The 25,032-nt window shown below is 72.7% G+C and carries 19 protein-coding genes; 11 read left to right on the top strand and 8 right to left on the bottom strand.

The window, feature by feature from the left end:
• Positions 1 to 103: 103 nt before the first annotated feature.
• Genes H291_RS0107995 through H291_RS0107985 form a run of 3 tightly spaced genes read left to right on the top strand, consistent with a single transcriptional unit; the run spans position 104 to position 7,409 of the window.
• A complete protein-coding gene (locus tag H291_RS0107995; protein WP_157236770.1) occupies positions 104 to 3,415 on the top strand; it encodes a family 16 glycoside hydrolase in 3,312 nt (1,103 codons plus the stop codon).
• 18 nt (positions 3,416 to 3,433) lie between these two features.
• The gene (locus H291_RS29135) at positions 3,434 to 4,630 is read left to right on the top strand and encodes a sugar phosphate isomerase/epimerase family protein (protein ID WP_020014461.1); all 1,197 of its coding nucleotides are present in this window, start codon (positions 3,434 to 3,436) and stop codon (positions 4,628 to 4,630) included.
• A 40-nt stretch (positions 4,631 to 4,670) separates the two neighbouring features.
• Positions 4,671 to 7,409, top strand: coding sequence for a PKD domain-containing protein (locus H291_RS0107985; protein WP_020014460.1), 2,739 nt, complete (start codon positions 4,671 to 4,673; stop codon positions 7,407 to 7,409).
• A 61-nt stretch (positions 7,410 to 7,470) separates the two neighbouring features.
• On the opposite strand, the gene H291_RS0107980 is transcribed toward H291_RS0107985, so the two are convergent.
• Together H291_RS0107980 and H291_RS0107975 are read right to left on the bottom strand one after the other, a co-directional pair.
• Positions 7,471 to 8,874 (bottom strand): ABC transporter substrate-binding protein, encoded by a 1,404-nt coding sequence (locus H291_RS0107980; RefSeq protein ID WP_020014459.1) that lies wholly within the window; start codon positions 8,872 to 8,874, stop codon positions 7,471 to 7,473.
• A gap of 24 nt (positions 8,875 to 8,898) precedes the next feature.
• A complete protein-coding gene (locus H291_RS0107975) occupies positions 8,899 to 10,590 on the bottom strand; it encodes an ABC-F family ATP-binding cassette domain-containing protein (RefSeq protein WP_269637066.1) in 1,692 nt (563 codons plus the stop codon).
• A gap of 238 nt (positions 10,591 to 10,828) precedes the next feature.
• Here H291_RS0107975 and H291_RS0107970 point away from each other — a divergent pair, with 238 nt between their 5' ends.
• Positions 10,829 to 12,775: a chorismate-binding protein gene (locus H291_RS0107970; protein WP_020014457.1), complete on the top strand. Its 1,947-nt coding sequence runs from the start codon at positions 10,829 to 10,831 to the stop codon at positions 12,773 to 12,775.
• A 2-nt stretch (positions 12,776 to 12,777) separates the two neighbouring features.
• Here H291_RS0107970 and H291_RS0107965 read toward each other — a convergent pair whose 3' ends face one another.
• Together H291_RS0107965 and H291_RS0107960 are read right to left on the bottom strand one after the other, a co-directional pair.
• Complete coding sequence (locus tag H291_RS0107965) at positions 12,778 to 13,311, bottom strand: VOC family protein (protein WP_020014456.1); 534 nt, start codon at positions 13,309 to 13,311, stop codon at positions 12,778 to 12,780.
• Positions 13,312 to 13,390: 79 nt separating this feature from the next.
• The gene (locus H291_RS0107960) at positions 13,391 to 14,092 is read right to left on the bottom strand and encodes an AraC family transcriptional regulator (protein ID WP_020014455.1); all 702 of its coding nucleotides are present in this window, start codon (positions 14,090 to 14,092) and stop codon (positions 13,391 to 13,393) included.
• Between the two features lie 51 nt (positions 14,093 to 14,143).
• Here H291_RS0107960 and H291_RS0107955 point away from each other — a divergent pair, with 51 nt between their 5' ends.
• Positions 14,144 to 14,545: a RidA family protein gene (locus H291_RS0107955; RefSeq protein ID WP_026365522.1), complete on the top strand. Its 402-nt coding sequence runs from the start codon at positions 14,144 to 14,146 to the stop codon at positions 14,543 to 14,545.
• A gap of 18 nt (positions 14,546 to 14,563) precedes the next feature.
• Here H291_RS0107955 and H291_RS0107950 read toward each other — a convergent pair whose 3' ends face one another.
• The gene (locus H291_RS0107950; protein ID WP_020014453.1) at positions 14,564 to 15,190 is read right to left on the bottom strand and encodes a LysE family transporter; all 627 of its coding nucleotides are present in this window, start codon (positions 15,188 to 15,190) and stop codon (positions 14,564 to 14,566) included.
• A 501-nt stretch (positions 15,191 to 15,691) separates the two neighbouring features.
• A complete protein-coding gene (locus tag H291_RS0107940) occupies positions 15,692 to 16,177 on the bottom strand; it encodes a DUF1269 domain-containing protein (protein ID WP_020014452.1) in 486 nt (161 codons plus the stop codon).
• A 164-nt stretch (positions 16,178 to 16,341) separates the two neighbouring features.
• Between H291_RS0107940 and H291_RS0107935 the strand changes: the two genes are divergently transcribed.
• Both H291_RS0107935 and H291_RS0107930 read left to right on the top strand, forming a co-directional pair.
• On the top strand, positions 16,342 to 18,198 hold the full coding sequence (locus tag H291_RS0107935; RefSeq protein WP_020014451.1) for a LamG-like jellyroll fold domain-containing protein: 1,857 nt from the start codon (positions 16,342 to 16,344) through the stop codon (positions 18,196 to 18,198).
• Between the two features lie 84 nt (positions 18,199 to 18,282).
• Positions 18,283 to 18,936 carry a hypothetical protein gene (locus H291_RS0107930; protein ID WP_020014450.1) on the top strand — a complete coding sequence of 218 codons (654 nt, stop codon included), beginning with the start codon at positions 18,283 to 18,285 and terminating at the stop codon, positions 18,934 to 18,936.
• 69 nt (positions 18,937 to 19,005) lie between these two features.
• On the opposite strand, the gene H291_RS0107925 is transcribed toward H291_RS0107930, so the two are convergent.
• Positions 19,006 to 19,488 carry an NUDIX domain-containing protein gene (locus H291_RS0107925; RefSeq protein WP_020014449.1) on the bottom strand — a complete coding sequence of 161 codons (483 nt, stop codon included), beginning with the start codon at positions 19,486 to 19,488 and terminating at the stop codon, positions 19,006 to 19,008.
• Positions 19,489 to 19,547: 59 nt separating this feature from the next.
• Between H291_RS0107925 and H291_RS0107920 the strand changes: the two genes are divergently transcribed.
• Both H291_RS0107920 and H291_RS29130 read left to right on the top strand, forming a co-directional pair.
• On the top strand, positions 19,548 to 20,084 hold the full coding sequence (locus H291_RS0107920; RefSeq protein WP_020014448.1) for a DinB family protein: 537 nt from the start codon (positions 19,548 to 19,550) through the stop codon (positions 20,082 to 20,084).
• Between the two features lie 431 nt (positions 20,085 to 20,515).
• On the top strand, positions 20,516 to 22,171 hold the full coding sequence (locus H291_RS29130) for an HNH endonuclease (RefSeq protein WP_084468075.1): 1,656 nt from the start codon (positions 20,516 to 20,518) through the stop codon (positions 22,169 to 22,171).
• Positions 22,172 to 22,202: 31 nt separating this feature from the next.
• Here the strand turns inward: H291_RS29130 and H291_RS0107910 are convergent, their stop codons facing one another.
• Complete coding sequence (locus H291_RS0107910) at positions 22,203 to 23,219, bottom strand: MBL fold metallo-hydrolase (RefSeq protein WP_026365520.1); 1,017 nt, start codon at positions 23,217 to 23,219, stop codon at positions 22,203 to 22,205.
• A gap of 96 nt (positions 23,220 to 23,315) precedes the next feature.
• Here H291_RS0107910 and H291_RS0107905 point away from each other — a divergent pair, with 96 nt between their 5' ends.
• Positions 23,316 to 24,134, top strand: coding sequence for a LysR family transcriptional regulator (locus H291_RS0107905; protein WP_033326365.1), 819 nt, complete (start codon positions 23,316 to 23,318; stop codon positions 24,132 to 24,134).
• Positions 24,131 to 25,030, top strand: coding sequence for a serine hydrolase (locus tag H291_RS0107900; RefSeq protein ID WP_020014444.1), 900 nt, complete (start codon positions 24,131 to 24,133; stop codon positions 25,028 to 25,030). Before H291_RS0107905 ends, H291_RS0107900 begins: the two co-directional genes overlap by 4 nt.
• The last annotated feature ends 2 nt before the right edge of the window (positions 25,031 to 25,032 follow it).

Genomic DNA, 25,032 nt, shown 5'->3' with positions numbered 1-25,032 from the left:
TGACCGCATAGTGACGTGGCGTACCCAGCCGTCGGCGCAACGACGCCGCCCTCGGCGGGCACGGTCCCCGGCAGGCAAGGTCCTCGATGGAGAGGCAAGGCCCATGGAACGTAGATCGACCCACCGCACCCTCGCCGCGATGCTCGGCGTGCTCGTGCTGCCGTTCACGGTGCTCCCGGCCGCGGCGCAAGCCTCGGCCCAGGCGGCCACCGACCCGACCCGGCCCCAGGAGCCCGGCGTCACGATGCGCGTCTTCGACGTCCAGGTCCCGCTGGAGGACTACTGCACGCTGAAGCCGGGCCAGACGCCGAACATCGACGAGCTGAAGCCGACGATCGACTGGCGCACGGCGGACGACTTCGGCCTCACCGACCGGTTCGTCACCGAGGTGACCGGCTTCCTGAACGTGCCGGACGCCGGCAGCTACGACTTCCGGGTCACCAGCGACGACGGAGCGCGCCTGCTGCTCGACGAGACCCTCGTCGTCGACCACCCGGGCAAGCACGGGGCGACGCCGAAGGACGGGTCGGTCGAGCTGGAGGCCGGGTACCACGCGCTGCGCATGGACCACTTCGACGGCGACTTCGGCCAGCAGCTCACGCTGGAGTGGCGCCCGCCGGGCGCGTCCGGCTTCGCGCTGGTGCCGAACTCGGTGCTGAGCACCGACGCCGAGGTCACCCGCGTCACCTCCCCGGGGCGCAAGGTCTGCGAGGGCGTCGACGAGGCGCCGGGCGACGGCCTGCCGCTGACCGAGGTGCACCCCGACTACACGCTGACGAACCTGCGCCCGGACGGCTTCGAGCCGCAGGTCACGGGCATGGACTGGCTGCCGGACGGGCGCATGGCCATCGCCACGTGGGGCGGCGACCGCGAGACGGTGCTCGGCGAGGTGTACCTGGTCGAGAACGTGACGGGCGACGGCGGCGCCGACGACGTCACGTACACCAAGATCGCCGAGGAGCTCGAGGAGCCGATGGGCCTCAAGGTGGTCGACGGCCGCATCTACGTCTCCGAGAAGCACGGCCTGACGGAGCTCGTGGACACCGACGGCGACGAGGTCACCGACGAGTACCGCGAGGTCGCGACCTGGCCGTTCGGCGGCAACTACCACGAGTTCGCGTTCGGCCTGCTGTACGAGGACGGCTACTTCTACGTCTCCACCGGCATCGCGATGGTGCCCGGCGGCGCGACGCGCGACCCGCAGCTCGTCGAGAACCGCGGCTCGGTGCTGAAGATCGACGAGGACACCGGCGAGGTCGAGTACCTCGCGGGCGGCCTGCGCACCCCGAACGGCCTCGGCTTCGGGACCGACGGCGGCATGTACGTCACCGACAACCAGGGCATGCACGTGCCGACGTCGAAGCTGGTGCGCGTGCAGGAGGGCGCGTTCTACAACCACTACACGAACCCGGACGGCCCGTACGACGACCAGCCGGTGACCGAGCCCGTGGTGTGGATGCCGCACGGTGAGATCTCCAACTCCCCGAGCAACCCCGTGATCCTCACCGAGGGTGTGTTCGAGGGCCAGATGGCGATCGGGGACGTGACCTACGGCGGCCTGCAGCGCGTCTACCTGGAGGACGTCGCAGGCCAGGAGCAAGGCGCCGTCTTCCGCATGACGCAGGGCCTGGAGTCGGGCGTGAGCCGGACGAGCGTCGGCCCGGACGGGTCGATCTACGTGGGCGGCATCGGCTGGTCGGGCAACTGGGGCCAGGCCGGCAAGCTCGGCTACGGCCTGCAGAAGCTCACCTTCGACGAGAACCGGGCGTTCGACATGCTCGAGATGCGCGCGATCGAGGGCGGCTTCGAGATCGAGTACACGCTGCCGCTGTCGGCCGAGACCGCCGAGGACCTGGCCGGGAAGTACGAGGCGGCGCAGTGGCGCTACGTCTCGACGCCGCAGTACGGCGGCCCCAAGGTCGACGAGGAGGACCTGGAGGTCACCTCGGCCACGCTGTCGGACGACCGCAAGACGGTGACCCTGATGATCGACGGGCTGAAGCCCGGCCGGGTCGTCAACGTGCACTCCCCGCGGCCGTTCGCGGCCGAGGGCGGCGCGGAGCTGTGGAGCACCGAGGCCTGGTACACGATGAACCGCCTGCCCGACGGTTCGACGCCGCCGCCCGTCTACGAGGCCGAGGCCGCCGACATCGCCGGCGGCGCGGGCTGGAACACCAACCACGCCGGGTACTCGGGCGCCGGGTTCGTGGACCGCAACTGGGAGCCGGGCGCGCGCACCACGTTCGCCGTCGAGGCCGGCGAGGCGGGCCCGCACGACCTGGCGCTGCGCTACGCGAACGGCCAGAACTCCGACCCCAGCCCGACGCCGCGGTCGATGAGCCTGTACGTCAACGGTGTCAAGCAGAAGCAGGTCTGGCTCGACAGCACCGTGAGCTGGTCCAACTGGCAGACGCAGACCGAGACGGTCGAGCTGCGCGAGGGCGCCAACACGATCGCGTACGTCCATGACGACGACGACCTGGGGCACGTGAACCTCGACAGCCTCACCGTCACGCCCAGCGAGCGCATCACCCTGTTCGACGGCGGCGACCTCGACGCGTTCGAGAAGGCGAGCGGCGGGCCCGCGACGTGGCCGGTCGCGGACGGCTCGATGGAGTCGTTCGGCGGCGACATCCGCACCAAGGAGAAGTTCGGCGACTTCCGGATGCACGCCGAGTGGTACCAGCCCCAGCACGCCGACGACGTCACCGGCCAGGCCCGCGGCAACAGCGGCGTCTACATCCAGGAGCGCTACGAGGTGCAGGTGCTGGAGTCCTTCGGCATCGACCCGCCGAAGAACAACGACGCCGGCTCGATCTACCTGAAGAAGGCCCCGGACGTGAACGCCGCGACCGAGATGGGCACGTGGCAGACGTACGACATCCAGTTCCGTGCCGCCCGGTTCGCCCCGGACGGGACCAAGACCGAGGACGCGCGCCTGTCCCTGTGGTGGAACGGGCAGCTCGTGCACGACGACGTTCCGATCGACGGCAAGACGGGCAACGGGAAGGCCGAGGGGCCGACGCCGGGCCACATCAAGCTGCAGGACCACGGCGACGCAGGCCTGAACCCGCGGTTCCGCAACGTCTGGATCGAACGTCTGACCGGGGAGGAGACCTCGCAGGCACTCGCGTCCAAGGTCTCGGCGCGGCTCGCCCCGCCGAGGGTGAAGGCGGGCCAGGAGGTGCGAGCCGAGGTCCGCGTGCCCGGCGCCAAGGGTAAGCCGGCCCCGACGGGGACCGTCCGGGTGACGGTCGGCGACACGTCGGTCAAGGCCACGCTGGGCCGCGGCCCGGCCCGGCTCGTCGTCCCGACGTCCGGCCTGGGGAAGGGAAAGCACCCGGTCACCGTGCAGTACCTCGGCGACCTGGTGTACGGACGGAGCACGACGACGGTCGACCTGACCGTCCGCTGACCAGGAGGGGTTCATCTGATGCGACGAACTGCCAGCACCACCACCCGCGCCCTGCGGCGCACCGCCAAGCCGTGGCTCGCCGCCGCCGTGGCCGCCACGCTGACCCTGCCGGTCCTGGCGCCGTGCGCGGCGGCGGCGGGGCCGGCGGGCGGGCCCGGCGGGGGCGCCGGAACCACCGCGTGCGCGTACGGCTACACCAGCGACGCCACGGTCTGGTTCGGCGCCGGCGCCGACTCCGGCGTGACCAACCACGAGACCCGGGCCGGCTGCACCGTGATGGACGAGATCATGGCCGACGCGCCGTTCGCGACGCACGGCAGGTTCGTCCGGACGGTCACCTCGGTGACCAAGGACCTCGTGCGCGAGCGGGTCCTCACCGCCCGCGAGCGCCGGGACATCCTGCGCGCCGCGGCCGCCTCGGAGGTGGGCAGGCCGCACCCGGTGACGGGCGAGCGGTCGGTCGACCTGTCCAGGATCGGCCTGGTGGGCTACACGGTCCGCGCGACCATGCCCACGGACGCCGAGGGGACCCTGGGCGCGCTCGCGGAGTGCGGCTTCCAGAACATCGAGCCGTCGGGCGCCGCCGGCAACTTCTACGGCTACACGGCCGCGGAGCTGGCGCCGCTCACGGACGAGGCGGGGCTGGAGGTGCCGTCGCTCGGCGTGAGCCTGTCGAACCTGCAGAACGACGTCGACCTGGTCGCCGCCGAGGCGCACGCGATCGGCGCGAAGTACGTGCGTATCTCGGGCTCCGGCTCGTGGACGCTCGCGGACTACTCCCGCACGGCGGCGATCCTCAACGAGGCGGGCGAGGCGCTGAGCGCGGAGGGCATCCGGGTCGCGTACCACAACCACGGGTACGAGTTCGAGACCGAGGAGGACGGCGTCACGGGCTACGACGTGCTGGTCCGGGAGACGAACCCCGCGTTCGTCACCATGGAGCTCGACGTGTACTGGGCGGCCAGCACGGAGACCGCCGCCACGGACCTGTTCGCGCGCTACCCGGGCCGGTTCGAGCTGCTGCACCTCAAGGACATCGCCGAGGACGGCTCGTTCGCCGACGTCGGCGCGGGCACCATCGACTTCGCCGAGATCTTCGCCACCGCGCCGCTCGCCGGCGTCCGCTACGGCTTCACGGAGAACGACCAGCCGTCGCCCGACGGCGTGACGTCCGCGTGCACCAGCCTCGGCTACCTCGCCGAGCTGCGCTACTGAGCCCTGCCCGCACCATCCGACCCAGCACGAGGGAGTGTTGATGTCCGCACCGCACCGCCGGGCACGCCGTCGGTTCCTGGGTGCGACGACCGGTCTGGTCGTCGCGCTCGGGGCCCTGGTCCCCGCCACCACAGCCGCCACCGCCCATCCGGGCTCCGACCACGGCGAGGCCGCCACGTTCGACAAGGTCCCGCTGGTCACGGAGGGTCTCGCCGACCCGTTCGAGCTCGACGTGGCCGACGACGGCCGCGTCGTCTACATCCAGCGCACCGGCCAGGTGGTGGTGCTGGACCAGGAGACGCTGCGCCAGACCACGGCCCTGGACCTCGACTACTCCCTGGACCTGCTGCAGCAGTCCGACGGCCTGCTGGGTCTGACCCTGGACCCCGACTTCGCCGAGAACGGGTGGCTGTACCTGCTCTGGAGCGACCCCGACGTCGCGAAGATGAACCTCTCGCGGTTCACGATGGGACCGGACGACACCATCGACCCGGCCTCCGAGAAGCGGCTGCTGGACTTCACCATCTGGCGGGGCGAGGGCCGCGCCAACTCGCACATGGCGGGCTCGCTCGCGATGGGTCCCGACGGCGACCTCTACGTCGCGACCGGCGACAACTCCGACCCGTTCGACCAGGCGGGCTACACCCCGATCGACGAGCGGGAGGGCCGCCGGGCCTGGGACGCGCAGGGCACGTCCGCGAACACGAACGACCTGCGCGGCAAGGTGCTGCGCATCACCCCGCAGGACGACGGCACGTACACGGTCCCGGACGGCAACCTGTTCGCGCCGGGCACCGAGGGCACCCGCCCGGAGATCTACGGCATGGGCTTCCGCAACCCGTTCCGGATCACCGTCGACCCCGGCACCGGGGCGGTGCTGATCGGGGACTACGGGCCCGACGCCCGCGTGGCCGACCCGCTGCGCGGCCCCGAGGGCCAGGTCGAGTTCATCCGGATGACGGAGCCGGGCAACCACGGCTGGCCGTACTGCCACGCCGACAACCAGCCGTACATCGACTACGACTTCGCCACGGGCGCCTCGGGCGAGCCGTTCGACTGCGCCAACCCGGTCAACGAGTCCCCCAACAACACGGGCCTGCGCGAGCTCCCGCCGTCGCAGGAGCCGCTCGTCTGGTACGGCTACGGGGTCTCCGAGGAGTTCCCGGAGCTGGGCTCCGGCGGCGCGGCCCCGATGGGCGGCCCGGTCTACCGGTTCGACCCGGAGCTGGACGTCAAGACCAAGTTCCCGGAGAGCTTTGACGGGCACTGGTTCGTGTCCGAGTACGCCCGCAACTTCTACAAGGTGCTCTCGCTCGACGAGACCACGGGTGAGCTCGCCTCGATCGACCCGTTCCTGGAGGGGGAGACGTTCGTCGCCCCGTTCGAGGCCGAGTTCGGCCCCGACGGCTCGCTCTACATCATCGACTTCGGCCTCGGCCGGGGCGCCGGCCGCGGGAGCACCAACACCGACGCGGGCATCTACCGCATCGACTACGCGGCCGACGGCCGCCGGCCGATCTCGCGGTTCACCGCCGACGTCGACTCCGGGCCGGAGCCGCTGACCGTCGCCTTCGACGGCGGCACCAGCGAGAGCCCTGACGGGCTCGACATCACCTACGAGTGGGACTTCGAGAACGACGGCACCGTCGACTCGACCGAGCCGAACCCCACCCACACCTACACCGAGCGAGGGCAGTTCAGCGCCCGCCTGACGGTCACGGACAGCGAGGGGTTCACCGGCGTCTCCGTGCAGAAGATCACGGCCGGCAACACCCGGCCGGACGTCTCCTTCGGGGCTCCGTTCCACGGCGGCTTCGCCGAGCTGGGCGACACGGTCGACTACGCCGTCGACGTCGACGACCCCGAGGACGGCTCCACCGAGGCCGGCACGATCGACTGCGAGCTGGTCACGGTGAACACCCAGCTGGGCCACGACACCCACGCGCACCCGCTGGACAACTACACCGGCTGCTCCGGGTCGGTGTTCCTCGACCCGGCGGACCACGGCGTCGGGCAGAACGTCTACCCCGTGCTCGGTGCCGGCTACGAGGACCTCGGATCCGGCGGCGTGCCCGCGCTGGCCGGCCAGGACGTCATCCACCTACAGGTACGCGACAAGGAGGCCGAGTTCTACGCCGACAGCTCCGGCGTCACCGTGGCGGACGGCGCCGACGCCCGGGGCGGGCGGCTCGTGACCGACGCCGACCACGGCGACTGGATCGCGTTCGGGCCGGTCGACCTGCGCGGCATCGACGCCCTGACGGTCGGCGCCGTCCGCGGCGCGGCCGGCGCGACCGTCGAGGTGCGGACCGGCAGCCCGACCGGGCGCAAGCTCGGCCAGGTCAAGGTCGACGCCGCCACGGCCGCCGGGCAGGTCGTCTCGCCGACGATCGACCTGCCGGACCAGCAGGGCGAGACCACGCTGTACCTCGTGGTCAAGAGCAAGCGGGAGCCGGCCGACGGCGCGAACCTCGGTCTCGACTGGCTCGTCTTCCACGGGCGCGGCGTCGCCGACGCCACGGCCCCGGTCGTGACGGCCGAGGCCGGGCGCGGGGGCGTCCGGGCGGGCGGCTCGGTCGACCTGTCCGGGTCCGCCGTGGCGCCCGAGGGGCGGGAGATCGTCTCCTACGAGTGGGACCTCGGTGACGGCACCACCGCGGACGGCGCGAGCGTCAGTCACGTCTACGAGGAGCCGGGGCGCTACACCGCCCGGCTGATCGCGACGGACGGCGAGGGCACCCGCGACTGGACGACCGTGCGGCTGACGGTCCGGGGCTAGCCGCCCGGAGGCAGGCCGGCCCGGACCACCGCGCGGTGGTCCGGGCCGGCCTGTCCCCGCACTACTCCGCGAGGATCTCCTGGCTGAGCGCATCCATCTCGGCGAAGACGTCGTCCTCGCGCTGCCCGGTGAAGTACCCCTCCATCAGCGGGCTGATCGCGGAGCCCATCTTCTGGCCGCCCGCGAACACCGGCGTCTCGAAGAGCGTCCCGTCGACGAACTGCTGGGTGTAGGGGGCGATGTCGATCCCCCGGTCGAGCAGGGCGGCCTGGGTCTTCTCCATGGACGAGTCGATCGACGGGAAGAAGGTGCCGTCGGCGCCCGCGACGTCCTGGCACTCGGGCGAGTTCATGTAGGCGATCCACTTGAACGCCGCCTCCGGGTGCTTGCTGCCCGCCCAGACCGAGTCCGCGTTCGAGTTGGACATCCCGGCGCGCTCGCCGTCCTCGCTCAGCACCGAGGGCGCGATCCCGACGTCGACCCCGTCGAGCGCGAAGAACGTCGTCGCGTACCAGGACCCGCCCGAGACCATGGCGACGCTGCCCGTGCCGAGCTGCTCGGCCGGGCCGAGCGTGGACTGCCCCTCGACCGGTGACAGGCCGCGCTCCCCGAGGCCGCGCAGGTACTTCGCCGTCCTCACGAAGCGCTCGTCCTCGTACCGGAACGTGGTGGGGAAGCTGTCCTTGTCGCCCAGCGTCCAGCCGGTGGTCGAGGCGAAGTTGGCCCAGGTGTCCTGCCCGTTGATGCCGTTGGACCCGAGGCTGTTGATGCCGTAGGTCGCCACGTCGTCCTTGTCGAAGCCCGGCTCGTCGCCGCGCACCCCGTTCGCGTCGACGGTCAGGCGCGCGACCACCTTCTCGAACGTGCCGCCGTCGTCGGGGTTCCAGGTCATGTTCTGCACGTCGTCCTCGGTGAGGCCGGCGTCGGCGATCTTGTCCTTGTCGTAGAAGAAGCCGACGGTCGCCCAGTCCTTCGGCAGGCCGTAGGTGGCGCCGTCGCTGTACGTCCAGGTGTCGACGCCGACCCCGAGCTGACCCGTGTCGTAGCCCGACTCCTCGATCAGGTCGTCCAGCGGCAGGAGCTGGCCCTGGTCCACGTACTCGGGGTAGTTGGACGTGTGGTTCATGAACGTGTCCGGGGCGTTGCCGGCCACGAAGCCCGCGGTGAGCTTGGTCCAGTAGTCGTCCCAGGCGTACTGCTGCACCTTGACCTCGATACCGGGGTTGGCCTGCTCGAACGGCTCGACGCACTTGCCCCACGACACCGCCTGCTTGTCGTCCCAGGTCCACCACTGGATGGTGCCGGTGGCGGCGTCGCCGTCCCCGGATCCTCCGGCGCCGCACGCCGAGAGGGCGAGCAGCGTCGCCGCGCCCCCGAGTGCGAGCAGGGTGCGTGCCGGTGTGCTGCTGCGGGACGACCGCGACGCGCGGGTGGCGCGGGTCCGGTGCCGATCGACGGTGATCATGGTCCATGACCGTAGGGTCGGCCGTCACCCCGCCGGAATGGGGAGTTCGGCGGAGCCGCCTGGACGATCCGACGGTCGCGGGCCGGCAGCTTCAGCAGGTCCGCCAGGGCCGTCCAGCGCGAAGACGCGCCCCTGCCACCTCGAGCGCATCAGCCGGTCGTGACCCGCGACGACGATCGCACCGGGCGCCCGCGCGAAGGCGTCCTCCAGCTCGTCGACGAGCGTCGGGGACAGGTGGTTGGTCGGCTCGTCCAGGAGCAGCAGGTGCGGCGGGCGGGCGAAGAGGAGCGCGAGCGCCAGGCGGCGGCGCTGGCCGACGGAAAGCTCGCCGACGGGCACGCCGGCCTCGCGGGGCGTCAGCAGCCCGAGCGCCGTCAGCGGCACCCGCTCGGCGGCGTGCTCCCCGACCGTGTCGAGATAGATCTGCTCGGCCGACCGGTCGGGGCGCTCGAACACGGTGTCCTGGGCGAGGTACGACACCGCTGCGTCCGGGTCCCGGCGGAGGTGCCCGGCGAACTCCACCTCACCGGCGATGACGCCGAGCAGGGTGGACTTCCCGGCACCGTTGGGGCCGGTGATCAGCAGCTTCTCCCCCGCTTCCACAGTGAGCCGCGGGACGCGGAGCCGGCCGGGAACCTCGATGTCGGACAGCTCGACGAGCGGCCCGTCGGACGCCGGCAGGGCGACGTCCGGCGCGGTCAGGCGCAGGGGCGGTGGTGGTGCCGCGACCTGCCGGAGCACGGCGTCCTCGAGCCGCCGCCGCGCGTCCCGCACCCGCCGCGCGACCTGGTTCTGCACCCGGCCGGCCCGGTGGCCGTAGCCCATCTTCTCCGAGTCGCGGCGGTCCCGGGCCGGCGCGAGGGCGGGGTCGGTGTCGACGACGATGCGGGCCAGGCGGTAGATCTCCTCCTGCTCCTCGCGATGGCGCTGCTCCCAGCGCTGCCGGGCCGCTCGCTTGTGCCCGATGTACGCCGAGTACCCGCCGCCGAACGCGACCGGACCGGCTGCGGCGGGGTCGAGATCGACCAGGCCCGTGCAGACGGCGTCGAGGAGGGCGCGGTCGTGGCTGGCGAGCACGAGGACGCCCGGGAACACGCGCAGCTGCTCCTCGAGGAACGCGACGGCGGCCTCGTCGAGGTGGTTGGTCGGCTCGTCGAGCACGAGCGCGGCGGGCTGCCGCAGGAGCAGCGCGGCGAGCGCCAGCCGGCCGCGCTGGCCGCCGGAGAGCGTGCGCAGGGGCCGGTCGGCGGGGACCGTGTCGAGCGTGAGCGAGCGCAGCACCCGCGCCGCGCGGCGGTCCGCCGCCCACGCGTCGACCCGCTGCGCCTCGGCGAGCCGCTCGGCGTAGGCCTCGGACGCGGCCGCGTGGCCGGGGTCGTCGGCCGGGACGCCGGCCAGGTGCTCGGCGGCGGCGTCGAGACGTTCGAGCGTCTCGCGCACCGTGCGCAGCGCGTCCGCGACCACCTCACCGAGGGTCGCGTCCGGTTCGAAGGGCAGCTCCTGCGCCAGGTACCCGACGTCGGCCGGCCGCTCGACCCGCCCGGAGTGCGGGTCGATCACCCCCGCCAGCAGCTTCAGCGCGGTGGACTTGCCGGTCCCGTTCTCCCCGATGATCCCCGTGCGCTGGCCGGGGCCGACCCGCAGGGAGACCCCGTCGAGGATGCGCCGCCCGCCGGCGAGGTAGGTGACCGCGTCCATCAGCAGGTGATCGTTCACGAACGGACCCTACTGGCCGTGACGTGGCCGCACGTCCCTGTGGACACCCCGCCCGTACCCGGCTAACGTTCCCGCCATGACGTCGCCCCGCATCTGCCTGGACTGGTGGCCCGCCGACTAGGCGGGCTCGCGACGCATCCACTCACACGTCCACGACCGCCTCGCCCGAGGCGGTCGTTTCGTGTTTTTCCACGAGACTCCCGGTCGAGGGCGAGCACCCCGAACCGAGAGGCTCCACATGTCCTTCCACCCTGGCTCGACCGGCCGGCACCCGCTCCTGGACCGGGTCCTGGCCTCCGACGGCTCGCTCCCCTTCGCGCTCCTGCGCCGCCACGGCGGCACCGAGGTCGAGGTGCTGACCGGCGACGTCGTCGACGCGGACCTGCTGCGCGACATCCCGCTCGACGGCGCGCCGGTGCTCGCCGTCGTCCCCTACCGCCAGGCCCGCGAGCGCGGCTTCACCGTGCGCGACGACGGCGCTCCCCTGCGCTGCCTCGTGGTTCGCGAAACGGAGCGGGTCCCGCTGTCGGACGCGCTCGCCGTGCTGCCGCCCGAGCCGGTGGCCGCCGAGCCCCTCGGCTTCGACACCCCCGACGACGAGTACGCGGGCATCGTGCGCCGCGTGATCGACGACGAGATCGGACAGGGCGCCGGCGCCAACTTCGTGGTGATGCGCAGCTTCGAGGCCCGCACGGACGCGGCGCCCGTGCCCACGCTGACCTCGTGGTTCCGGGCGCTGCTCACGCACGAGGTCGGCTCGTACTGGACGTTCGCGGTGCACGTCCCGGGGCCCGGCTCCGCCGTGTCCCTGGCGGGCGCCACGCCCGAGCGGCACCTGACCCTGCACGACGGCGTCGCCCGGATGAACCCGATCAGCGGCACCTACCGGCACCCGGCGTCGGGCCCCACGCGCGAGGGGGTGCTGGACTTCCTGCGCGACACCAAGGAGAACGAGGAGCTCTTCATGGTGGTCGACGAGGAGATGAAGATGATGAGCGCGCTCTGCCCGGACGGCGGGCGCATCGTGGGCCCGTACCTCAAGCAGATGGCCCGGCTCAGCCACACGGAGTACCTGCTGGAGGGCCGCACCACCGTCGACCCGCGCGACGCGCTGCGCCTGACGATGTTCGCGCCCACCGTGACCGGGTCGCCCATGGAGAACGCCTGCACGGTCATCGCCCGCCACGAGACGCGGCCGCGCGGCTACTACTCGGGGTTCCTCGCGCTCTTCGAGCCTGCCGACGGCGTGGCCGGCGAGGCCGGCCCGGCCGGCTACTCGCTCGACGCCCCCATCCTCATCCGCACCGCGTACCTGCACGACGGCGGCCGCGTGTCCGTGCCCGCCGGCGCGACCCTGGTGCGGCACTCCGTCCCCGAGCACGAGGTCGCCGAGACCCGGGCGAAGGCGGCGGGCGTGCTCGCCTCGCTCGGGCTGGTCCCGCGCGGCGCGGCGCCGGACGCCGTCGTCGACCTGAACGCGCAGGAGGGCGTCGCCGAGGCGCTGGCCGTCCGCAACGCCCAGCTCGCGGAGTTCTGGGTCCGGCCGCAGGACGCCGCCCCCGTCGCGGCCCCCGAGCCCTCGCCGCTGACCGGGCAGGACGTGCTCGTGATCGACCACGAGGACCAGTTCACGACCATGCTGGCCCACCAGCTGAACCACCTCGGCATGAACGCCCGCGTGGTGCGGTGGGACGCCGTCGACGACGTGCTCACGGACGACCTCGTCGTCCTCGGCCCGGGACCCGGCGACCCCCGCGACCAGGACGACCCGCGCATCGCCGCCATCACGCGCCGGATCCACGAACGGGTCACCGCGGGCCGCCCGCTGCTCGCGGTCTGCCTGAGCCACCAGGTGCTCGCGGGGCTGGCCGGCTTCCCGCTGTGCCCGCTGGCCGCGCCGCGCCAGGGCGTGCGGCTGGCCGCCGACGTGTTCGGCACCACCGCCGCCGTCGGCTACTACAACACCTTCGGCGCGCGGCTGACCACCGTCGACGCCGCCGACGCCGACAACCCCGTGGCCCGGCTCGCCCTGGAGCCGTCGGCCGACGACGACGGCGTGCTCACCGCGCTGCGCGGCCCGGGCGTGGCCTCGGTGCAGGGCCACCTGGAGTCGGTGCTGTCGTCCGACGGCATCGGCGTCCTCGAGGCGCAGGCCCGGCACGCCCTGGGGGTGATCGTGCGCTGACCTCAGCTCGCCGGGTCCCGCAGGGTCGACATCGCCTCCAGCAGGGTGTCGTGGATGTAGGTGAGCTCGGGCGAGGCCACGTCCCAGCTCTCGTCGGGCTGGTCCTGCTGGTCCTGCTCGTCGGGCGCGGCCGGCCGGTCCCAGACCGCCTCGCCGTGCTGCCACACCCACCAGAGGTTCGCGCTCGGGTCCTGGACGCGGGCGAACGTCGTGCCGAAGAAGTCCGTGGGACGCGTGACGAGCCGGGCGCCACGGGAGAGCGCGCGCTCGAGGGTCGCCTCGAGGTCGTCCACGTAGACCTGCAGCAGGCTCGGCGTGAACGGCCAGCCGGGCTTGCGCTCGGCCAGCATCACGGTCGTCGTGCCGAGGACCACCTCGCCCTGGAGCAGCAGTCCGTCGTCGTCGACCGTGCGGGCCTCGGGCCGCTCCGAGCCCCCGAAGACCTCGACGACGAACCGCATCAGCTCCTCGGCGTCGCGCGTGATGATGAACGGGTTGACCGTGGCGTAGCCCTCGGGGGCCGCGGGGATGGGCATCGTGCTCCTTGTGACCGGTGGGGTTGCGAAACCCCAGTCCAGCAGCGCCCGCGGGTCCCGGGCTTGAAGATTTCCGCCGTCATCGGCCGGCCAGGACGCGGGCGGGCGTCTGCCCGTGGAAGGCGCTCAGCGACCGGGTCAGGTGGGCCTGGTCGGCGAAGCCGCACCGCGCCGCGCACTCGGCGGGAGGCACGCCGCGCAGCAGCAGCTCGAAGGCCTCCCGGGCGCGGGCGAGCTGTGCGATCTGCTTGCCCGTCAGGCCGGTGGCGGCCCGCACCCGCCGCTGCCGGTGCCGCTCCGAGTACCCGGTGTTCTCCCCGGACAGCATCCGCCGCACGACGTCGTCCGAGTGCAGGAGACCGAGCTCGAGCAGCTGGTCGACGAACGCCTCGAGCTCGTCGTACTCCGGGAAGGCGACCCGGTGCCGCCCGATCGTGACGTGCCGGTCCTCGACGGTCAGCCGCTGCTCCCCGCCCAGCAGCAGCCGCTTGCTCACGCCGGGCACCACGACGTGCGCCTTGAGCTGCACGCCCCAGCTGTGCTCGCCGACGGTCGAGCTGATCCAGCGGTGCCCCAGGGCCGGACCGGCCAGGCCGGCGGCCTGCTCGCCGTCCGGCTGCCGGGCGAACCACAGGTCCCAGTACTCGACCGCGGGCGTGAGGTAGCGCTCGTCGCGGGTGGCGCGGGCCTGCCACACACACTCGACGTCCGGGGAGTCGGGATGCCGTTCCTCGTACATGCCGCTCTCCGTACCCGGAGCGTCGTGGGCATCGGCGGTCATGCCTGGAACCCTGCCACGTCGAGTGTCAGTGTCCAGTGGAAGCATCGGGACATGGAACAGATACAGCGTCTTCGACCCGAGGGGCTGGTCCACAGCCCCGCCTTCAGCCACGTCGCCGTGGTCCCGCCCGGCGCCACCACCATCTACGTCGGCGGGCAGAACTCCGTCGACGCCGACGGCACGCTCGTCGGCGCCGACGACGTGGCGGCCCAGGCCGCCCGCGCCCTGGAGAACGCGGGCGTCGCGCTCGCCGCCGCCGGCGCGACCTTCGCCGACGTCGTGCAGTGGACCGTCCTCTTCGTCGACGGCGTCGACCTCGCCGCGGCCTACGGTGCGATCGCGCCGGTGCTCGCGTCGGAGGAGCCGCCGCTGGTGCTCGGTGCGCGAGTCGCGGGGCTCGGGGTGCCGGGCGCGCTGATCGAGGTCAGCGCGGTGGCGGCGGTGGTGCGGTAGACCGGGGCTCCCCGCCGGTCAGTGCATGACCGCGAGCAGCGCCCCGACCCCCACGAACAGGCTGCCGAACACCCGGTTGACGACCCGCGACCCCTTCTCCCCCGACGTCAGGCGGCCGAGCCCGCGCGCCGTCGTCGCGAAGAAGAACCACATGACGACGACGTCGATGACCACCACGGTCGCGGCGAGCACCGCGTACTGGCCGAGCAGCGGGCGGTCCGGCTGGACGAACTGCGGGACGAACGCGAGGAAGAACACGACGGCCTTCGGGTTCATGAGGTTCACCAGGAGCCCGCGCCGGAACATCGACCCGGCGGGCTCGGGCAGCCGCACGCCGCCGTCGGCGTCCGCACCCGGACCGGTCCTGGCCAGGAACTGGCGCACGCCGAGGTAGACCAGGTAGGCGGCGCCGGCGTACCGGATGGTGTCGAAGAGCCAGGGCGTGCCCGCGACGAGCACGCCGACCCCCGCGGCGACGATCACGAGGTGCACGAGCAGCGCCGCCTGCTGCCCGAGGATCCCCCAGATCGACCGCGCCCAGCCGGACGTCATGGCGTTCGACATGGTGTTGATCGCGCCCGCGCCGGGCGTGAGGGAGATCAGGACGCCCGCACCGACCAGGGCGAGCCAGAGGGAGAGCGGCACGGCGGTCAGCCTACGGCCAGACCGGGCACTTCCGGCACAGACCCTTTAGCACAACGCTAATGATCCCGCGCTTTAAACACTAATATCCCCATTCACGTTGCACTGTCCGTGTCGTGTACTTAACGTATGTAACGCGAACACCGTTCGACTCACGGGAATCGTCCCGTGATCCCCATTTCATGAAAGGCATTCGCTCACATGAGCCTCGTCGACATCATCTCGAACCTGCTCGACAACCTGGGTCTGACCCTCGAGCAGATCCTGTGCCTGCTGGGCCTCTGATCTGGCGTAACACCGCCCGGGTCACCCGGTAGCGGTCGCTGGTACTCCTCCCCCAGCAGGCGAACGCCCCTCGCGGACCACCGCGAGGGGCGTTCGTTCTTCTGCGCTGCGCACAATTGGTTGCGTCAACGCATTCCTGGCCGTTCCGGCTGGACAATTCAGCGAGCCGAAGATAATGCAGGCCGAGCCATTTCAGCGACGGTAACGGCGCGACAGATATCAGGTCCCGAACGTCTCCAGCAGCGTCGACCGTTCCGCGTCGGTGAGGTTGGTCGCGACGAGCTTGCCGCGCATGCCGTGGAACCGCTCGCCCACCCGGTCGAGGTCGCCGTCCTGGGTCACCGCGAACAGCGCGGACGTGCCGACGGTGACCTGTTCCCGGATGGTCTCGAGCTGTTTCCGGTCGATGCCGACGGCCTCGGTGTGCTTGGCCAGGGCGCCGATCGCCGCGCCGGCGGCGGCGCCGATGACCGGCATGAAGAACAGGGTGCCGAGGAGCAGCCCCCAGAACGCGCCCCACCCGGTGCCGCGCCACTCGTTCTCGTGCGCCTGCTTGGTGGTCGGGGTCGCCTGTCCCTCGGGCCAGGCCACCACGGCGTGGTCGAGCACGGTGATCAGGCCCTCCGACGCCGCCTGCTTGAGGTTGGCGGCCGCCGCCTGGGCGCCGTCGGGATCGTCGAACTTCCAGACAGTGAACGTCGTCATGGTGATCTTCAGCCTTCCGGACGGACGAGCCCCCCGTCGTCCGATCGTCGCACCGGGGTGCACGCCCCGCTTGCCGAACCGCGCCGGTCACCCGGGGGCGAATCGTCAGCCGCCGTTCGGCCCCGCGTCACCCCTGCGCCAGCCTGCCCGGCCACGATGCCGACGTGGAAAACAAGCTCTCGCGCCGCTCCCTGCTCCAGGCGGCAGCGGCCGTACCGATCATCTCCGCGGCCTCCGCCGCGGCGGGCACGACGTCGGCGTCCGCCGCGCCGCTGTCCGCCACGCCCCAGGCCGGCCGGCCGGACGCCGCCGCCGCGCGGTTCACCATCGCCGTCCTGCCCGACACGCAGTACCTGCTGGACGACGGCGGCTCCGACGCCGAGCCGGTGCGGGCTACGCTGCGCCACCTGGTGCGCGAGCAGGCCCAGGACAACATCGTGTTCATGACCCAGCTCGGCGACGTGACCGAGCACGGCACGGCCACCGAGATGCGCGCCGCGAGCCGCGCGTTCGAGGCCGCCGGCCGCCTCCCGTACAGCGTGCTGGCCGGCAACCACGACGTCAGCGGCGACGACCAGCGCGGCGACTCGCCGTACCTGCGCACGTTCGGGCCGCAGCGCTTCTCCCGGATGGAGACCTACGGCGGCGCCTCCCCCGACGGCTACAACAGCTACCACGTGGTGCGCGGCGGCGGCCGGGAGTGGCTGGTCCTGGCCCTGGACTGGCGCCTGTCCGACGCCGGGCTGGCCTGGACGCAGGGCGTGCTGGACGACCACGCCGAGCTGCCCGCGATCCTGACCACGCACGACCTGGTCTGGGCCGAGGACGACGGCGCGGCCCACCTCTCCGACAACGGGCAGCGCCTCTGGGACCGCCTCATCAAGGGCAACGACCAGATCTTCCTCGCGCTCGGCGGGCACTACTGGCCGTCCGGCCGCACCACCCTGACCAACGACGCCGGCCACCCGGTGCACCTGCACATCACCAACTACCAGGACCGCTACTACGGCGGCGCCGGCATGGTGCGCTACTACGCGTTCGACCTGGCGCGCGGCGTGGTCGACGTCGAGACCTTCTCGCCCTGGCTGCTCGCCAAGGACGAGCCGACGCCGCTGGAGGCGGAGCACGTCGAGCTGAGCGGCGACGTGGACCGGTTCACCGTCGAGATCGACTTCGACGAGCGGTTCGCCGCGTTCGCGCCCCCGGTCCTGCCGGCGCCGCGTCCGCCGTCGGCCGTGATGCCGCGCGGGACCGTCGCGTACTGGCGGTTCGACGAGGCGGGCCTGGGCGCGGCGGGGTCGGACGGCGCCCCCGTGGCGCCCGGCACCGTGGCCCGCGACCTGAGCGGGAACGGCAACGACCTCACCTCGACGCTCCTGCACGCCAGCACCCCGGCCGCCCTCACCTGGTCCGCCGAGCACCACGACGACCAGCCGGCCCACGCGAGCCTGCGGTTCGACGGCGGCAAGGGGCCCGACCGGGGCGCCGTGCTGCACACCGGGCCGGACGCTCCGGTCAACACGATGAAGTTCGAGTCGGGCTACACGATCGAGACCTTCCTCAAGCTCCCGGAGCCCTTCGAGGGCGACCACTCCTGGATGGGCGTCCTGAGCTGGGAGGGCCGCGCGGGCGACGCCGGCAAGCAGGGTGGATGGTCCGAGGACGACGCACCGTGCAGCCTGAACGTCACGGGCGAGCGGTTCCTGCAGTTCGTCGTCTACCCGGTGCCGGTCGACGACGACCCGACCTCCTGGAGCCACGCGCTCCCGGTCGGCCGCTGGACGCACATCGCGATCGTCAACGACGGCCGGCACACCACGATGTACGTGGACGGCTCGAAGATCGCGCGCAACGCCTCCCTGGAGTCGCGCGGCATCTCCACGGTCGGCAAGCCGTTCGCCCTCGGCGGCACCCAGGGCGGCGGGAAGTTCGGGCAGGGCTTCTACGGCTCGATCGGCGACACCCGGATCGTCTCCCGGGCCCTGCGGCCCGACCAGTTCCTCACCGCCGTGAAGCGCTGAAACGCCGTCCGACCTGCGTAAACATCTCTCGGATTGTTTTCCGGGAGGCACAACCTTTCACCCGGCCGCTGCGTCGTAGGAGGTATGAGACACACACACGAGAAGGCACGTTCCATCGTCCTGACGGCCGGCCTCGTCGTCGGCCTCACGGCGGGGGCGACGACGGCCGCCGTCGCCGCCCCCGCACAGGTGGCGTGCTCCGCCGTCGCCAAGCACGCGCCGAGCCACGTGGCGGACCCGCCCGGCTGCGACCCGATCGGCATCCCGATCGAGCTGGGCGAGCCCACCGACGGCGCCACCGACACCTGGCAGTCCACCGAGACGGACGGCGTCGGCTACAAGCTCCCCGCCGACTGGACCGGTCGCGCGATCGTGGGCGACGGCGGCGCCGGCCACGAGTGGGAGTCGCCGGAGACCATCTACTCGGACGAGTTCGGCGACCTGCACTGGCGGGTCCTGATGCAGTCGCCCTTCATCGACCAGGAGATGCCCGACCCCGAGGAGCTGAACGAGCTCGGGTGGTACGCCTCGTACATCGACATCGACGGCGCCTCGGAGGCCGTTCTCACGGCCGCGCAGACCGACCACTGGGGTGCCCCGGGCGTCGAGACGATCGACTTCCAGGTCTTCGTCCAGTCCGAGGAGACCGGCGTGGTCAGCCGGTTCATGGGCGAGCTGCCCCCGGGCGAGGAGGGCCAGTTCCTGCTGGACAACTTCGTGCCGACGATCGAGCCCTGATCCTGGGGTGAGCTGAACCGAGGCGGGTCCCGGAACGGGGCCCGCCTCGGTCGTTCCCCGGCCCGTGCGTCAGCCGGCGAGGTGCTCCGCGAGCCGGTCGACGAAGGCGGCCTGGGCGCTGACGACGACGCGCCGCGCGTCGTCGGGTGCGAACCAGGCGACGCGGTCGATCTCGGGAACCTCGATCCGCTCGCCCGAACGCGGCGGCCACTCGATCTCGACCGTGTTGCTGCTGATCCGGGCCAGGTCGGGCCCAGGCCGCGGCCACTCGCGCGCCCACGCGAGCACCACCTTGCCGGACCGCTGCCGCACCTCGCCCAGGTCGACGTCGGGGGCCGACGGCGCCGGCAGGTCCAGCCCGAGCTCCTCGGCCGCCTCGCGCAATGCTGCGGCGTGGGGCTCCTCGCCGGGTTCGAGCTCACCCTTGAGGACCGTCCACGCACCGGCGTCCTTGCGGGCCCAGAACGGCCCGCCCATGTGGCCGAGCAGCACCTCGAGGCCGCCGTCGGGCAGCCGCCGGAAGGGCAGGAGGCCCGCGCTCGTCGTCGCCATGGGTCCCAGTCTGGGTGCTCGCGGCGTCGGCGCCACCCCGGCGCGGCTACGGTTCCGGGATGAGGACGATCACCGACCCCGCGGACCGTTTCGACATCCCGTTCACCGCCGACGAGAAGCAGACCCTGCTCGGGATCCTCGCGTTCCAGCGCGACACCCTGCGCTGGAAGTGCTCGGGGCTGAGCAGCGAGCTGCTCGCCTACCGGCACGCGCCGAGCACGCTCTCGCTCGGCGGTCTGCTCAAGCACCTCGCGGTGATCGAGGCGGCCTGGGTCAACGTGACGTTCGCGGGGACGGTCGAGACGCCGTCCTGGTACGTCCAGTACGAGGCGCAGCGGGAGCGCACCGACTGGACCTTCGCCACCGCCGTGGACGACTCGGCCGAACAGCTGCTGACCTGGCTCGACGAGGCGCAGCGGGTCACGGAGCGGGTCGTCGCCGAGGCGGAGCTCGACGCGATCGCCCAGGAGCCGTTCTGGGACGGCGAGCGGGCGACGCTGCGGTGGATCCTGCTGCATCTGGTGCAGGAGTACGCCCGGCACCTGGGGCATGCGGACCTGATCCGGGAGGCGATCGACGGGTCGGCGGGGATCTAGGGAGTTGGGCTCGGGAGGGTCGTGGTAGGGGGCGGCGGCGGTTGGGGTGGTGGTGCGGTCGCTGGTGCTGGCGCTGTCCCGGTGCCGTCGCTGGGGCTGGTGCGCCCTTACCTCGCATTGGCGCGCTTCAGGGCTTGTCCACAGGGCGAGCAGCCTGATTCTGCCATCGGCGGATCGGGCCGATTCAACGAGCGGTGCGTACGTGTGTGCCATATGTTGATGGCATGACGCGAACCGGTGGAGTGCCAGGACGAGCAGGCGAGCAGCCTGCTCGATCGGTGCTGCCCGGGAACGGGGCGAGGCGGCCTGCCGGGTCGGCGCTGACTGGCGGTGCCGAGCAGTCGGGTGCGTCCGATGTCGCCGGTGCGTCCGCGCCTGGCGGGGCCGTCGACGTGGCGGGCGTGCGGGCGGTACGGCTGGCCCTGGCAGAGATGATCTTGCCCGGAGCCACTGACACTCCTGCCGGTGTGCCTCGTGTGGTGCAGGCGGAGTGGGTGGACCTGCTCGGTGAACTCGAGGCCGTGAAGAACGCGATCACCGCTACCCAGGCGCGGCTGACGGTGGCGCTGGACGAGGCCACCCGCGCGGACGAGGCCCGGCAGAGCATCCGCGCCGAGCGGCGCGGGCGGGGTGTCCCCAACCAGGTCGGTGCCGCCCTTCGAGTGAGCCCGCACGCGGGTGCCGGGTTCGTATCCACCTCCCGGGTCTGGGTCACCCAGATGCCCCACACCTTCGCCGCACTGCAGGCCGGAGTGCTGTCCCAGTGGCGTGCCACCCTCCTGGTCCGCGAGACCTCCCACCTGTCACTGGAACACCGCGCCCTCATCGACGAGGAGATCTGCGGACCCGCACACCTGACCGAACTGACCCGGATGAGCACGAAGCGGCTGATCGCCCGGATCAAGGAACTCGCCGCCCAGCTCGACGTGCACGCCTGCGTGAAGCGCAACGCGAAGGCCGTGACGGAGCGGCGGGTCTCGATCCGCCCAGCACCCGACCTGATGGTCTACCTGACCGCCCTGGTCCCGATGGCGCAGGGCGTGCAGGCCTACGCCCAGCTCAAGGCAACCGCCGACGCCACGAAGGCCACGGGTGACGAGCGTGGGGTGGGTCAGATCATGGCCGACACCCTCATCGAACGCGTCACCACCCGTGAACCCGGCCACGCGAACGATGTCCCGGTCACGATCAACCTCCTGGTCTCGGACGACACTCTCCTCGCGGGCGGCAACCAGCCCGCCGTCGTGGTCGAGGGCGCACCGGTAGGTGCGGGCGTCGTGCCGGCCCCGGTCGCCCGGAACCTTGCCGCGCACGCGATCGACACGGACACGGCGTGGCTGCGCTCGATCTACGTCAACCCGCATGGTCGCCTTCTGGCCACGACGTCGACGTCGCGGTTCCACCCTCAGGGCCTGGCAAGCCTGCTGCGGGCCCGAGAGCAAGGCATCTGCGCCACCACCTGGTGCGACGCCCCGATCCGACACGCGGACCACGTCACGCCACACGCCGAGGGCGGCCCGACCAGTCTCGACAACGGTCAGGGCCTGTGTGCCCGGTGCAATCACGCGAAGCAGGCACCGGGCTGGGCACAGAAGGCCACTCACCTCAACGGCCTCCATGCCGTCGAGACGGTCACCCCGACGGGGCACACCTACGTCTCGGTCGCGCCTACGCCGCCGACACCCGCCAGGAGTGGCGACGCCGGTCGTTTCATCGAGGTGGTCCGCGGCACCAGTGCGCCCGCCGACCGCGACCCCTCGACGGCCAACGAGGCCAACGAGGCCAACCGTGGTCAGGACGCGACCCCAACCCGCGACCGGACCGCGACCCCACCCTGGACCCCGGCCGTCGGCATGACCGGTCCCGCACCCGGACGCGTCCCCCGCAGCCGCTACTCGATCGGCTGCCGGACCACCCCGGCCCACGGCGCGATCCCCTACCGACCGAGCCCGCCGCCTCGCCAACCACGCCCGACGCAGCAATCGCATCTGGCCCATCAACCGCTCAACCGGCCAGCCAACCGGACGCCCGGCCGAGCCCGCGCCCGATCAAGCCGGCCCGACCTCTCCTGGCCCCACCCCACCTGACCGCCGCAGCACCAAGACTCCGGCTGCCCGGTCACAGGAGGTCCAGCGACGTCCCGTACTCCGGCTCGACGACCCGCGTGCGCGGCGAGAGCCGGCGGATCTCCTCGGTGAGGTCGCGCATCCGGGTGCGAGTGGCGTCGCTGGCCTGCGGCGGGTCGGCCAGCGGCGTCTCGAAGTCGTCCCAGTGCACCAGGACCACCTGCTCGGGCTGGTCCAGCACGCTCAGGAGCCGTTCCGCGTAGCCGGCGGTCACGTCGGTGCTCGGCACGGGCAGCGCCACCGTGTCGACGCGCAGGCCTCGCAGCGCCTGGTCGTCGTAGTCGCTGCCACCGAGCAGCAGCACGGACCGCCCCTGCGGCGACCGCAGCAGGTAGGACAGGGTGTCGCCCTCGGGCAGGTCGGCGATCGTCCGCGGCCGGGCCGGCTTCTGCGTGCGGATGCCGGGGAACAGGAGCGCGCCGGTCGCGGTCCGGCTGTGCAGCGACGGCACGACCCGCACCACGAGGTCGCCCAGGTGCATCTCCTCGCCGCCGCGCACCACGGCGAGCTGCCCCTGCGGCACCCCCATGGCCAGGGCCAGGTGGTAGCCGGTCAGCGTGGTGAACACCATGGCGTCGCGGGTGCGGGCCAGGTGCGGCACGTCGGCGAAGTGGTCCCAGTGGGTGTGGGTCACCAGGATCGAGTCGACGGCGCCGTCCGCCGTGCCGGCCCTGCCCAGCGCGCGGTCGAGGGCGGCGGCGTCGACCCGCAGCCTGGCGGTCGCGGCGAACTTGCCCGCGGCGAGCCCGGTGTCGAACCGCGTCACGTACGGGTCGAGCAGGACGGTCGTGGCCGGCGTCCGGATCTTCCAGCCCGAGGTGCCGAGCCAGGCGAACGAGGCGAAGCCGCTCGGCGCGGCGGCCGGCCGGGTCCCGGACGCCGGGGCGGCGTCCGCCGCCAGCGCGTGGGTTCCGGCGACGCCGCCGAGCACGCCGAGGGCTGCGGTGCCGGCACTGGTCATGAGGGCACGGCGGCTGAGGCCCCGCGTCGGGGAGGTGGGTGTCGTCATGGCGCACACCCTGGACGGACGCCGTCGGGAGGGTCAAAGAGTCATGAGGACCCGGCCCGGGTCGTTCCCGATATGGCGGGCGGTTACCCTCCCGAGGTGGACCTGCTGCGGCACCTGGGCTTCTTCCGCGCCGTCGCCGACGTGCGCCACTTCGGCGACGCCGCCGCCGACCTCGGCATGACGCAGCCGCCCCTGTCGCAGGGCATCCGCCGCCTGGAGCGGCACCTCGGCGTGCGCCTGTTCGACCGGGACGCGCGCGGCGTGCGCATCACCGCCGCCGGGCAGCAGCTGCTGCCCGCCGCGCGCGACCTGCTCGACGCCGCCGACGACCTCGTGTCCGCCGCCCGCGACCTCGCCCTCCCCGAGCAGGTGCGCCTCGGCATCGCCGCCGACCTGGAGGACGCCGTGCCAGGGCTCCTGCGCGACCTCGCCGCCGGTGGGACGGCCGTGGCGCCGACCGTCGCGGGCAGCGTCGAGCTGGTCGACCTGCTGCGGGACGGGCTGCTCGACGTCGGTGTGGTGCGGCATCCTGGGGTGCACGACGGCCTGACGGCGGGCGAGGTGCTGGTGGTGCCGACGCGGCTGGTCGGCGCAGACAGCACCTCTCTGGGGCACATCACCCTCCCCGTCGCCGTCCCGCCGCGGCACCACCAGCCTCCGGCGCACGACCAGCTCGTGGACGCGCTGCGGCGAGCCGGGCACAGCGGCGCCGTCGTCGAGGCGCGGGACGCCGCCCAGCGCCGAGCACTGGTCGCGGCGGGGACGGCGGTGGGGCTGGTCCCCGTGGTGGACGGCGCGGCCGAGCCAGGATGCCCGCCGCTCCGGCTGCGCGTCGTGCTGCCGCACGTCACGCGGCGTCGGCCCGAGGTGGACCATGACGCGGTGGCCGCGGCGATCGCAGCGGGCCTGGGATGACACCCACCATCCCGGACACCGTCGCGACCCTCCGGGACATCGCCCGTGACGCCGGCGTCACGGCCCACGTCCACGCGACCCGGCTGACCGGCCCGGCCGGGACGACGTCGCTGGCCGACACCGAGCCGGTCGCGGTCGCCTCCCTCTACAAGCTGCCGCTCGCCCTGGTCTGGGCGGACCTCGTCGCCGAGGGCCGGCTCGCGGCGGACCAGCCGGTCCGCCTCGCCGCACCGAACCGGATGCCCGGCCCCACGGGCGTGGCGATGCTGCTCGACGACGTCACCCTGAGCACGCGCGACGCCGTCCGGCTGATGCTCGCCGTGTCCGACAACGCGTGCGGTGACGCCGTCCTGGACCTGGTGGGCCGCGACCGGGCGCACGCGCACCTGACCCGGCTCGGCCTCCCGGCGACCCTGGTCCGGCAGGGGTCCGCCGAGGAGACGCGCGCCGTCCTGCGGGACACCGGGACCGACGGCTGGGCCGCCGCCCAGCGCGTGCTCGCCGACCCCGACCGCGCCGCCGAGACCTCCCAGTACGACCCGGCCCTGGCGAGCGCGGCGACGGCGGCGCAGCTCGGGCAGGTGCTGCGCCTGCTGTGGTCGCGCCCGGGCCCGACCCACGACACCGTGCGCGACGCGCTGGCCCACCAGGCGTGGCGGCACCGGATAGGCAGCGGGTTCCCGCACGACGACGTCCTGCTGCTCGGCAAGACCGGGACCCTCGGCCGTCTGCGGCACGAGGCGGCGGTGGTCCGCTTCCCACACGAGCACCCGGTCGGCGTCGTGGTGCTGACCCGCGCGGCCCGGCCGGAGCGGCACCTGCCCCGGGTCGACGCCGCGATCGGCGAGCTGGCGCGGGTCGCGGTCGGACCGCTGCGGCTGGCCGACGACGAGTGACG

It is taken from the genome of Promicromonospora sukumoe 327MFSha3.1, from assembly GCF_000385135.1.
GTDB lineage: Bacteria > Actinomycetota > Actinomycetes > Actinomycetales > Cellulomonadaceae > Promicromonospora > Promicromonospora sukumoe_B.
The sequence above is the reverse complement of the archived record's forward strand: the minus strand, read 5'-3'. Positions and strand labels throughout refer to the sequence as shown.